This is a genomic window from Methanoculleus sp. SDB (assembly GCA_001412355.1).
GTDB lineage: Archaea > Halobacteriota > Methanomicrobia > Methanomicrobiales > Methanomicrobiaceae > LKUD01.
Genome location: LKUD01000095.1, coordinates 1 through 12,144, shown reverse-complemented (window position 1 = coordinate 12,144; position 12,144 = coordinate 1). Strand labels below are relative to the sequence as shown.

The 12,144-nt window shown below is 52.9% G+C and carries 12 protein-coding genes; 2 read left to right on the top strand and 10 right to left on the bottom strand.

Annotated elements, in window-relative coordinates; genetic code table 11:
- Positions 1–84: 84 nt before the first annotated feature.
- From APR53_01525 to APR53_01495, 7 genes are all read right to left on the bottom strand, one after another.
- Positions 85–534, bottom strand: a complete 450-nt coding sequence (locus APR53_01525; protein ID KQC03187.1) for a hypothetical protein — start codon at positions 532–534, stop codon at positions 85–87.
- A 60-nt stretch (positions 535–594) separates the two neighbouring features.
- The gene (locus tag APR53_01520; GenBank protein KQC03188.1) at positions 595–1,242 is read right to left on the bottom strand and encodes a two-component system response regulator; all 648 of its coding nucleotides are present in this window, start codon (positions 1,240–1,242) and stop codon (positions 595–597) included.
- A gap of 48 nt (positions 1,243–1,290) precedes the next feature.
- A complete protein-coding gene (locus APR53_01515) occupies positions 1,291–2,379 on the bottom strand; it encodes a lysylphosphatidylglycerol synthetase (protein ID KQC03186.1) in 1,089 nt (362 codons plus the stop codon).
- A gap of 96 nt (positions 2,380–2,475) precedes the next feature.
- Positions 2,476–3,048: a hypothetical protein gene (locus APR53_01510; protein ID KQC03185.1), complete on the bottom strand. Its 573-nt coding sequence runs from the start codon at positions 3,046–3,048 to the stop codon at positions 2,476–2,478.
- A complete protein-coding gene (locus APR53_01505) occupies positions 3,045–3,797 on the bottom strand; it encodes a diphthine synthase (protein KQC03184.1) in 753 nt (250 codons plus the stop codon). Before APR53_01505 ends, APR53_01510 begins: the two co-directional genes overlap by 4 nt.
- An 89-nt stretch (positions 3,798–3,886) precedes the next feature.
- On the bottom strand, positions 3,887–5,737 hold the full coding sequence (locus tag APR53_01500) for an iron transporter (protein ID KQC03183.1): 1,851 nt from the start codon (positions 5,735–5,737) through the stop codon (positions 3,887–3,889).
- The gene (locus APR53_01495) at positions 5,734–6,384 is read right to left on the bottom strand and encodes a hypothetical protein (GenBank protein KQC03182.1); all 651 of its coding nucleotides are present in this window, start codon (positions 6,382–6,384) and stop codon (positions 5,734–5,736) included. Before APR53_01495 ends, APR53_01500 begins: the two co-directional genes overlap by 4 nt.
- Positions 6,385–6,487: 103 nt before the next feature.
- Here APR53_01495 and APR53_01490 point away from each other — a divergent pair, with 103 nt between their 5' ends.
- Together APR53_01490 and APR53_01485 are read left to right on the top strand one after the other, a co-directional pair.
- On the top strand, positions 6,488–8,176 hold the full coding sequence (locus APR53_01490) for a hypothetical protein (GenBank protein KQC03181.1): 1,689 nt from the start codon (positions 6,488–6,490) through the stop codon (positions 8,174–8,176).
- Positions 8,173–8,763, top strand: coding sequence for a di-trans,poly-cis-decaprenylcistransferase (locus APR53_01485; protein KQC03180.1), 591 nt, complete (start codon positions 8,173–8,175; stop codon positions 8,761–8,763). Before APR53_01490 ends, APR53_01485 begins: the two co-directional genes overlap by 4 nt.
- Here APR53_01485 and APR53_01480 read toward each other — a convergent pair.
- From APR53_01480 to APR53_01470, 3 genes are read right to left on the bottom strand one after another with little or no spacing between them, the layout of a single operon-like run.
- The gene (locus APR53_01480; protein ID KQC03179.1) at positions 8,733–9,524 is read right to left on the bottom strand and encodes a UDP pyrophosphate synthase; all 792 of its coding nucleotides are present in this window, start codon (positions 9,522–9,524) and stop codon (positions 8,733–8,735) included. The genes APR53_01485 and APR53_01480 overlap by 31 nt on opposite strands.
- Entirely contained in the window at positions 9,521–10,483 is a 963-nt protein-coding gene (locus tag APR53_01475) for a radical SAM protein (protein ID KQC03178.1), read from the bottom strand. Before APR53_01475 ends, APR53_01480 begins: the two co-directional genes overlap by 4 nt.
- Positions 10,473–11,993, bottom strand: coding sequence for a lysine--tRNA ligase (locus APR53_01470; protein KQC03177.1), 1,521 nt, complete (start codon positions 11,991–11,993; stop codon positions 10,473–10,475). The genes APR53_01475 and APR53_01470 overlap by 11 nt, the downstream gene beginning before the upstream one ends.
- Between the last annotated feature and the right edge of the window lie 151 nt (positions 11,994–12,144).

Here is a 12,144-nt window from a genome sequence, read left to right as displayed (position 1 = left end):
TACTGAGATACGAGAGTTCTCGGGAACCACGGTGAGCTGCTATTACTCATCTATCATTTTCCTTGACCTGTTCTTATTGAACTATTAATTAAAATAAGTAGCAACATCTCTCATATCTGCAAGTAATTTTCTATCTACTCCTGCCTTTTCGATAACGTCTTCGTCCACGCATACCGGCACCTGGGCACGAAGTGCGATGGCAATGCCGTCACTTGGACGGCAGTCAATCGATTCATTTCCGCGATCTCCGGCAAAGAGGAGTTTTGCATAGAAAACACCATCCTCGAGCGCATCGATGTGAAGCGCTGTCAACCTGATCGCATACCGGTTTATCAGTTCAATAAAGAGATCATGAGTGATTGGTCGTGACAGCACATCACCCCTGAGACCTTGGGATATTGAAATTGCCTCCCATAGACCGATGAAAATCGGAATGCAGGCATCTTCGTTGACATCGAGAACAACGGTCGGGGCGGTACCCTGATCCGACACCATGACAAATACCCCCCTGACGCTGCACTGCCTGAGGTGCATGTCGGTGTCAATGTTGTACAGATGGATAAGGTTTTGGCAGGAAATTATTGTATTCTGATATCAGGTGGAATGCATCAATGAGCGGATATGAAGAAGACGCTCCTCATGGATCCGCGTAATCATTGAGAGCTGTTGGATTGTTTGCGCTATGTTCTGCCCGACAGGACCGCGTTTTCCGGCATTTGTCACATCATAAAAAACGGCCAGCGCGTCGATGAGACGCTTCGAGACATCGACATGGCGGGCAAGGACGGCATATTCATCAATAATATCGGAATCCGCGCCGAAATCGCGAGCTTTTCTGACTTCTTCCAGAATCCCCTCATGCCGGGAGAGAATATACCTGATCGACTCGTTGAGCTGTCTGTGAGTTGTCGGCTTCATGATATAATCCTCAATGAGAGTCCCGTACCGGCTTACTTCATCGGGGGTAAGTTGTTTCGCAGTAAGCATGGCCACAGGAATGTCGCGTATGGACGGATTCGCCTTGATTTCCTGCAGGATTTGCCAGCCGTCCTCCGGATCCATCATGATATCCAGGAGGATCAGATCCGGATGCCGCTTTCCGAGTGCCTCCAGACATTCCCTGCCGCTCCGTGCCGATATCGGGTGATAGCCATCCATCTCCAGCATGCGCATCAGTACATCCACAATCATGGGGTCATCATCCACGACAAGTATTGTTTTCGTATCGTTTACTCCCGCCATATTCCCCACTTCATACAAACTGAACATTATTCGCGCATCATTTTAGGACTATCGTTTCTCTCTCCGGGAGGTGACGACATCTGTTCCTTCCTGGAGTCCTGCCTTCTTCTTCAAACCGATCGTCCGATAAATCAGTTCCCGGCGTACAATATAGATGCTGGCAAGGAGGCCTATGATAATATTGACATAGAAGAGTATCAGACGCCAGAGAACAACGAATACACCGACGATAGAAGACGGAACAAAAATACCGTACAGTGACGTCGCGCTCAGTTCGGCAACACCGGAACCACCGGGAGTCAGGGGGATCATCATCAAAATGGCGATAATGAGCTGTACTATGAAGGACTCGATAAGATGAGGTTGTTCCCCGAGCCCTATCAGAATAAGCGACGCGATAATGAATTCGCAGCACCAGAAAGCAGTCGTAAATATTATGCCCCATAAAACGCCTGCTTTCCCTCTTCCAACAAAAGTGACAAGACCGTCATGAAAATTATCCACCTCATGGTCAATCGCACCGACAAAACGGTCGATATACCGTGATGTCCAGCGACGTGCGAGCCAGTCGGAAAAGCGGTGAAGTAATCGCTTCAACAGATCCGGATTCCTCACCGAGTAGGCAAAGACTATCAAAAATCCCGATACGAATATCCACGATATAAACATCGGTGTGGCAACATTGAGCTCAATTGAACGCCAGTACGTGGAGAGGAGGAGCATGGCGATCGCACCGATACTTCCGAGGACGATCCCGTCGAGAACGCGCTCCATGATAACAATCGCCGTAGCATCTCCTATTTTAACATCCGCACGATAGAGTTCGTGAATCCTGACGGGTTCGCCTCCCGCCTGGGACGGTGTAATCGCTGCAACAAGCATATTCGCCAGCACCATATTCAGGCAATGACCGAACCTAACCCGGTATCCAAGTGATCGCGACATGAACTGAATGCGCAACGCCCAGAAACAAAGGGCTGCCATGTGCACGGCAAGTCCGAGGAAAAGAAAGAGCGGGTCGAGACGGCTCAGATAATCAAGTGTGGACTCATCCGTGGTAAAATAGAGAACAAGGGCCAGCACAGCAACGCTAAATCCAATCGAAACTGCCAGCCACTTTAATTGTGTTCTCTTCATGAAACATCCTCTCGAACCGGCAGCGGATATGAGGGAACGGCCCGCGAAATCACTGCTACAAGGTTAATTAATACTACTATAAACCTTTTAAGGCCTTCATATGGTGAAGAGGTCTCTATTGCGTTCAATCCACAGCAGGCCGCATCTGACCCCGGCATCAAGCCACCCGTACCCGTAGCTGAAAGATGCAAGTGCGTTTGCGCACTCACCCTGTTCCAGGAACGTACAGCCCCCTCCGTACGACCTCCGGGCCACATCCAAAATCCGGTCGCAACCGGGATATACCGGTGATTGCGGTTCCGGTGCACAGGCAACCGAACAGCATGCCTTTTCGAGCATCCGCCGATATCGCCCTGTTTTTTCATGCAGGTGAATATGCAGGTCGTATGGAATCGTGCCGGATGCATCGGGAAGCGTCACACCGCCCTGATTGCTTCTGATTAACCCGAGCTCCCGGCCTGCGTCCAGCCATCCGTTTCCATACGCAAAACTTGCCAGTGCATTGACTGCGTCACCCGAGGTAAGGAACGTCTGCCCGTCATCTGCATACGCGGCAGCCATTTCAAGGATTTCGCACCCGGCTGCATGGAGGAGGGTTCGTTCCGGTACGGTAACGGATGACGCAGAAACGGCCTGCCGGAAGACCCGTCCCAGCTCATCGAGATTCATAGTCCCGCAAACATTTCGAGATATTCACGTTCGATCACATGGAGTTCCGCAGGGACGATGAGCACATGCAACGGAGGTCCGAAATCCACTTCTCCCATTTCCTTCGCACTGCCTGCAGCTACAACCGGATCGGACGATCCCGCACGGGCGATACCGACATAGAGTGACGGTGATTCCCACCCTTTCCGGGCTGCCATCTCCCCGATCAGATCAATCGCCTCCGGAATTGTCATGAAACGATCCTGCTGGATGTCGAGATAGAAGAGCGTATGTAGATTCATTTCCCTGTTGGCAACCATCGTCTCAATCGGGGTGAGTGGAAACCAGCCTTTCGCGGGAAACGGTATTGAACAGGATTTTCCGAACCGATAATTCTGAAGACCCGACATCCCGCAGACCGCACTCGATATGGATGCTCCATGGATTATCTGTGTCTCGATTCCTTCCCGGGCAGCCCGGATACGGAGATCGGCATGTGTCGTCGAGACCATGGGATCTCCACCCGTCAGTAACACGGCGTCCTCATCTCTCGCCCGTTCCAGAATCATTTCAGTATTCTGTTCTACGTCCTCGCGTGACATCACCCGAATCTTTTTGCCGTAGATCTCTTCCATCTCGCAGATCTTCGTCCCCATAAGCTGTGAGGTGTAGGATTCGAGAAACACATGCTGTGCTTTTTTAACGCAGGAAAGCCCTTTCAGGGATATATCTTCCTCGTCGTACAAGCCGAGCCCGACGAATGTTAACATGACTTTCCTCCTGAGTATCTGTTTGGTGGCGTGCCTATAATAAATCCCCTCCCGGGGGATGCGGTTCACCGCTTTGGATACACGGTCTTTCAGGTGAAGAGAAGATGAATTAGCGCCCCCACCACAAGGCCCAGCGTCACGGTATAAGCCGTCACTGCGATGGTAACGCGATATCCCATCTCTTTTACGAGGACCGCTATTGTGGAGACGCAGGGCACGAAAAGGACGCTGACAACGGCAAAAATATACAGCTGCAACGGGGAAAGCACGGCGGGAAGGTCAGCCGTCTTTGCGAGAATAACAAGCGTCTCAAATGCCATCTCCTTTCGCAGAATTCCAAAGACAAGTGCACTTGCCGCATAGCCGGGAAGCCCGAGCACCCCCTCGGAAAACGGCGATATAATTGCCTGGTAGAGCTCGGTTATTCCCATATAATCAAGAAGGCCGAGGACCACACTCCCCACGAGCAGCATTGGCATGGCAATGAGGAAAAATTCCCGCATCCTTCCCCATGCCTTTGAGACAACGTTCCGCGGTTGGGGCCATCGCAACGGTGCCATCTCCATAATCATCCCGAACTGCTCACCGGGTGTGAAACGGGACAGGATAATCCCGGTTGCAATGATCAGCGCGAGAACGATGAAATAAATGCTGAACGCCGGGAGTATGCCGACAAATGTTGCGACTATTCCGAGAATGATAACCGTGCGTGCCGAACACGGGACCATTGTGATAAGGAAAGCTCCTATAAGACGTTCCCTGCGGCTTTTAAGCATCCTGAGCCCCATAATTGCCGGAACATTGCATCCAAGTCCGAGAACGAGAGGGATAATGCCTCCCCCGTGCATCCCCACATGGTGCATCGTGTTATCGGCCAGAAACGCCGCCCGCGTCATGTAGCCGGAGTCTTCGACTATGGCTATCAGCAGGTAAAAGATAAAGACAAAAGGGAATGCGATACCGATGCCTGCCTGAAGGGCAAGGACGATTGACATGGCGATCGTCTCGGCAAGGGGGGTAAGTCCGGCGGCGAGAAGAGGCGCTCCGGCATAGACGTCAAACAGCCCGACGATTATCTCTTCAAGGAACGAACCCACAACGAAAACAATCGAAAGCATGCCTACGAGGAGCATGATGAGCAGCGGAATGCCCGGTATCGGGGTTGTTAACAGCCGGTCGGGATCGAATCCCGTCTCTTCCGTCCGTTCCCTGACAACCGATGCGGCGATCCGGCTGGAATAATTATGGCGGTTTGCCGCTATAATCTGAGTCGTTGTCATCCGCTGCCGTGCCTCTATCTGCTCACCGATCGTAGCGGCTGCTTCGAGGAGACCGTCCTCCGTTCCAATGCCCTGCAGGGCCCAGAGGCCCTCTCTCCGTCGGGCACCCGTTAGCTTTTTCAGGCTCCGCAGGGCCGCTTCGATACTCGTATCATAGGGTATCTCAATGGAGGAGATTTTGGCCTCAGTGATTACGAATGGAATAATCTTATCGATGTTCTGCCCGATCGATGCCGCTGTTGCAAGGACCGGAATGCCAAATTCGTTCGAGAGTGCGTCGGTGTCGATTGTCAGACCGCTCCGTGTAACCTCGTCGATCATATTGATGACAACGATCATGGGGATGCCGAATTCAGCAACCTGGGTAAGCAGATAGAGATTTCGCTCAAGACGGGTGCCGTCGATGACGACAATAACCGCATCCGCCTCCCCGCCGGAAAGGAAGGTCCTGACCAGTATCTCTTCCTCGGAATTGCCGTCAAGCGAATAGATACCGGGAAGGTCGACGACTTCGAGCATCCGTCGCTCGTAACAGACATTTCCGCCCTTCATTTCAATAGTCGAACCGGGGTAATTGCTCACTTCAACACCGAGTCCGGTCAGCTGGTTAAATATCAGTGATTTGCCAACGCTGGGATTTCCAATAAGGGCGATCTTCATACAAGAAGCTCCACGACTATCCCGCGTGCGATTTCAGGGCTGAGAGCGACATCGCATCCCTTGACCTTAACAACGATAGACTCGTTCCTGAGTTTTCGGCGAAGTTCAAGTATTTCACCCGGGATAATGCCAAGATCGATGAGTCGGCGGTATGCTCCCGCCCCTCTGACAACCAGTACTTTCAGCCTGCTCCCTTCCGGGAAATCCAAGATTGTGTGCATTCCCCCGCATTCAGCGTGGCGGAATCCGCGTCGCCGCCAGCCTCGCCCGCAGGGCACATGCGGATTCTGGATATATGTTTTCAGGCGGGTTATCGTCTCATCGGAAACTTCATGTTCAAGTCGGCATGCTTCCTTCGATGCCTTTTCGGCATCCATCCCAAGCATTTCTGTTAAAAAACATTCGAGTGTCCGGTGTTTCAGGATCACTTTATGTCCAAGTACCCGCCCGGCTTCCGTAAGCACGTACTGACCCTCCGGTTCCAGACGCAGGTAACCGTTGATCAGGAGTTCTGAAAGGAGTGCATCCTTACTGGCAGGATCCCCCGGGAGTGTTTCCCTTATAACATCCTCTGATATTCGGTTCCCGGCGTCAGGGACCCGGTGAAGAATTGCCTCCAGGGCATCTTCGAGGGCGGACGATAGCATCAGATATTATTTGCATCTTTCCCGTCTTAGCGATTTGGATAGATCCAAGTTACAGAGGGGGCACCGTCATACATTTGTTCTTCTGTGCCTGTACTGTAATCACATGCACGGGATAAACCGGGAAGTGGCTGCGCAGCTCAGGTTGATGGGCGATCTTCTGGAGATTCTCGGAGAGGAATCCTTTAAAATACGTGCATATTACCGTGCCGCAGACAGCGTTGACCGGCTTGAGAAACCGGTTCCTGAGATGGACGAGGCAGAACTGCGCACCCTTCCCGGCATCGGGGTCAATATTGCCGGAAAAATTGTTGAATATACGCGCACAGGTGTCATTCATGAGCTTGAAGAAATAGCGTCCTCGGTGCCTGCAACACTTGTGGAACTCCTTGATCTTGAAGGCGTTGGTCCGAAAACCGTGCATACATTATGGAAACGGATGCACATTGACAGTGTCGAGGCGCTTGAATCGGCAGCCAAAAACCGGCGTCTTCGTTCACTTCGCGGATTCGGTGCTAAGAAGGAAGAGGCGATACTCAGGGCGATTGGACGGAGGCGGCGCGATACCGGGCGCATGACCCGTCTTGAGGCGGAGGCCGTCATCGCACGGCTTGCACCGTTTTTTTCGGAAACATCCTTTACCATCGCCGGGAGTTACCGCCGCGGTGCAAGCACAATCGGTGATATCGATATTGTCACAACCGAACCCGTGGAGCGCGTCACCCCCAAGATCAGGAGCGTAGCGGATGAGGTACTGGATGAAGGCGATCGGCGTATATCGCTAAGGACCGGTGGAAGGCGTGTGGATATCCGTTTCACGGGACAGGGAAATGCCGGGACAATGCTCCTGTACCTGACCGGTTCGCAACAGTTTAATATCAGGATGCGGGAAATCGCCCTCGAAAGAGGGCTGAAACTGAACGAGTACGGAGTCACGGAGCGTGAGAATGGCACGATCCACTCATTTCCTGATGAAGCATCCGTTTTTTCATTTCTCGGCATGGCGTTTATTCCGCCGGAACTAAGAGAGGATCATGGTGAGATTAAGCTGGCACTCTCACATGCCCTCCCGACACTTCTTACTGCGGCGGATGTAAAAGGCGATCTTCATGTGCATTCGTCCTGGAGTGACGGTTCCATGTCGATTGAACAGATCGCCCGGCTTGGTGAGGAAATCGGGTACGAATACATCGCATGCACGGATCACTCGGCAAGCCTCGGGGTTGCCCACGGTGTTGATCGCGAAGACCTCAGGCGCCAACAGCAGGAAATCGAACGGATAAACCGTAAAACGGAGTGCGCTGTCCTTGCAGGAGTTGAGGTTGATATTCTGGGAGACGGAAACCTCGCCCTCCCTGATGCCGTATTGGGAGACTGTGAACTTGTTATCGCCTCTGTTCACTCCGGCTTCAACCAGAGTGAAGATGTGATAACCCGGCGGCTTCTCTCTGCCATCCATAATGATCACGTCGATATCATCGGACATCCCACAGGGAGGCTTCTCGGGAAACGCATGCCCTATGCTGTCGATGTGGAACGGATCATCGATGCGGCCGCAGACACCGGTACCGCACTTGAAATAAATGCATCACCATATCGCCTCGATCTGGATGATATTTATGTAAGGCGAGCACACAAACATGGAGCTATTCTTGCAATCGGTACTGATGCACACCACAGGGAGGATGCCGCTGTCATGAGGCACGGCATCGCAATTGCGCGGCGCGGGTGGTGTGCAAAGTCGGATGTACTGAATACACGACCATTGAAGGATCTTCGGGAGTGGACAGGATGATACACCGTTTTTATGAATGGCATCTGACCCGGAAACTCATGACATTGCCTGAAAAAATCTGTTTTATGATAGCAGAACAGGATATGGAGGACGTACCGGAAAAGATATGTGAGGTCACGTCATGGTGCCGCGATCTCTCCATCAACTCGGTTATCTTCCATATCAGTACTTCCCGTCCCACAATTTCTGAAAACTATCTGGATGAAATTCGAATTCTGGCGACCATCGCCCATCTTACGCTCCTGTACGGAGATATGAAGGAAGTGCTGGGAACAGGCATCGATGTGACGGTTGCGGTCGGCCTCTCCGGGCGTGAGGAGATAACTCGATGCATCCGGAGCATGGGGCATGCACACGTGGATCCGGATACGGTGACCGAGGAGATGATCGAGTCGTATCTTACATTTCCGTACGAACCCGATCTTGTCATAAAAACAGGAGGCGACCATCTGACAGACTTCCTGATCTGGCAGTCCGTCTACTCGGAACTCTTCTTTTCGGATGTTAACTGGAACTATTTCAGAAAAGTGGATTTCCTGCGGGCACTGAGAGATTATCAGTTCCGCAAGCGCAGGTTCGGCAAGTGATTGCCGGGCTGTATACGCTGGTCATACACCCGGATAGCCCGGAGGAGATCAATTTTCCGGAATAACGGCCAGTAGGGGGCGGCGAAATAAACCGCCGATTCATTGCCGTTTGCCAGCCACGGGAGAAAATTGGATGTACGTTTCTCATTTCCGGTCCGTAAAATCAGATCCACGGGAGGAAGCTGTAATCCGCCGTGCAGGTGCCGACCGACTACCACGGAGTCAATGTTATCGGGATTGAGCAGACCCTGCCGGACTTCACGGAGTATTGACCGTGTGGCATGGAGGATCTCGTTTCTGCCCCCGTAGGCGAGGGCGACATTCAGGAAAAACGTGTCATACTCTGCCGTTGACGCTTCAGCCCTCTCGATGGATGCAAGTAAATCCGGGGGGAGGAGTGTTCGATCTCCGACGACCTGAAACCGAATCCGCTGCGTGTGGATCCGTTCATCCGTCGTTACTTTTTCAAACATCTCCTTAAAAAGGTTGAACAGCTCCTGCAGTTCGGTCTGATCGCGTTTGAAATTTTCTGTCGAAAAGGAATAGAGCGTAATGTGCCGTATTCCGAGTTCATGGCACCAGGCGAGCATCTTCTCGGTCGTCCGTGCACCCGCCCGGTGCCCGAAACCCGTATCCCTGCCAAAAATTTCCGCAAAACGCCGGTTGCCATCCTGAATCACTGCAATGTGGGTGGGAATGTGTGCTATCTGCCGTACCAGCCATTTCTCGTACAATCCCTCAACAATACTTCTGAGGCTCACAGGGGCATCACCTCCACCACCATGCCGCCGTTCGGATAGCGTTCAACGATGTACTTTTTTCCGGGTATTGACTCCCGCTCCCCGGCGAGCACCCACCAGGCAATCTCGATATGATCTCCGCAGACATCGAACATTCCGGGATCAATGCCGGGCAGGGGAATGGCAGGTTCTATGACGCCGTAGACAACTGTTCCGTCCTCGGTGATTTCATCAAACGGACGGGCGGTATTCTGTGCGATGCGCTTGAGGCGTTCCCGAAGCTGGACAGAATCCTTGAACGCTGAGGAACACCAGCGGACGCGAGGGTCACGGCGGATCGTCCGGGCCCATTCCGCTGCACCACGGACGGCGTTATGAAAGTTGTCCTCAAACTCCATTCCTTTTTGCCGCATTGCGTCCGCATTGGTTTCACTCCATTCCAGTTCGTTAATATTGAGAAAATCCAGCAGGGGCAGTACGGGCTCGAGATCGGAGAGATGCGGGAGTGAGGGGACTTCGATTCCAACGGCAAACCCGAGATCGCGGGCATCTTCTATCGCCCGGGTAAATTCACTTTTCATTATCACCGGCCAGATTTCCTGTGGCGGATGGAACCGTATCTCATCAACAATTCCCCGAAGGCGTTCAAGTTCTTCCCGCGTGAGAGCGATACCGGTGTAGAGGTGAATGTGGTGCTCCGCCCCGAAGTGCTGCTTCAGCCGGGTACAGTAGTCGATAACCCGGTCAGGAACAATCATCGGCTCCCCCCCGGTCACTCCTGTCCCAAGAGCATCCATCGTTTCGGCTATCTCGATCATTTCATCGGGGGACGAGATCTGCTGCTCGTTTGCATACGGAGCATCCCGGCCACGGCGCTCCGTTGAGATGGGGCAGTACCAGCAGTCCCGCATGCATCTCCCCGTAATGAAAAGCACCATCTTCGCGCCTTCCCGACAGAGTATGCACCCTTTACTCAGCACTTTCACTCACCGTTTCTAAAAGACGGTTTATAACAAACTGTTTTCCCAGCGCTTCAAGGAAGAATCCGAGCCTCGGACCCCGCTTCTGGCCGAGCAGGGCGATGTAGAGTGCCGTGAATATTTTTTTCGGGTTGATCCCCGTCTCTTCCCCAACCGCATACACTGCGTTGTGCAGATGCTCGGCATGCCATTCCGGAAGTGTTGCGAATGCGGAAAGGACGGCTTCGACAGCAATACGCTCCTCCCCGGAATACCCGTGGACCGCGGGGGGGAGAGTCTTCTGAACACTGAATTTCACCATATCGGGAGCGTAGCGATCGAGCCAGATCCGGGCACGCATTGCCTGCCGGGTTACGACGGCCCGGTCGTCCGTATTGTACCCGCTGCGCTCCAATATCGGAAACACACCTTCGATATCGTGTGCAATCTGCACGACAGTGACCATATGCCTGAAGGGTATGGAATCCGTGCTGGTTGAGATGCGTGAGAGTTCGTATTCACGCGATTCAGCTGATTGTGCGATTCGGTCGAATTCGTCAATGAGAGTCAGGAGCCCCATGCCCGGATCAAAATCTATAGCCTTTTCGGGACGGGACCGGGCAATGAGGTACCGCAGCACATCGGGAGGAACGATATCGAGCATGGCATTGATAGTGATCGCAACCCCCGTGGAGGAAGCCATGGCCCCCCGCCCTTTCAGACTGATCCACTCGTACATAACGGGAAACGGAGCCGTCGCGTGAAAGATTGATGCAACGATCTCCTTTCCCGTGTCATAGGACCCTCCCGCGGCCGCATGGTCTTTTCCAAACGGTTCGACCGTCACGCCGAGATGGGCCCAGCGCATGGGCCAGTCCACTCTCCAGACAAGTTTCCCTTCGCCGCGCGAATAGTCCGAAATTCCTTCCCATCCACATTCACAGACATAGCGGACGGTATGCCGTGCGGGATCGTGATCGATAACGGGGACATTCACAATCCTGCCGCATTTACTGCAAATCGGATAGTAGGGTGACCAGTCGGACGGGAGTGTCCGTCCTGATACGCGCTCGAGTATTTCCTTGATTTCACTGCGGTGTTCAAGGACCGTTCGGATCTCTTCCCTGTAGGCGCCGCTCCGGTACTGGGCGCTTGCCCTGATAACTTTCGGCCGAACGTCGAGTTCGGTGAGCGCATCCAGAAACGGGCGCAGGAAATGCTCCGCATAGTTGGCGCAATCCCCACACGGGCATGGAATATCACAGAGCGGCCTGCCGATAAAGGCTTCATAGTCTTTCGAAAGAAACGGATACACTTTTCGCAGAGGATCGAAATCATCTGCAACATAAATGAGCTCCGCTTCAAGGCGATTGTCGCGCATCGCCTTGAACACCAGATCGCCGGTAATCACTTCACGCATGTTCCCGATATGAATCGGTCCTGACGGTGTGATTCCGGTCGCAACACGGTGAGCGATGTCCTGCCGGACATTCGCTGCATAAACATCAGCCCAGTGAATCCTTTCACTCACGCAATCACCATTGCTGTCTGCATTGGGTTATGGTTTGATCGTCCAGCATTAACAATATGTAGGATGGAGCATTTTCCCCAAACCGGCGGCATGCCCCACGGATGACGGATGTGAGGCCGCGGTGGTGTACCACCGAAAAAAAGAGCTACCT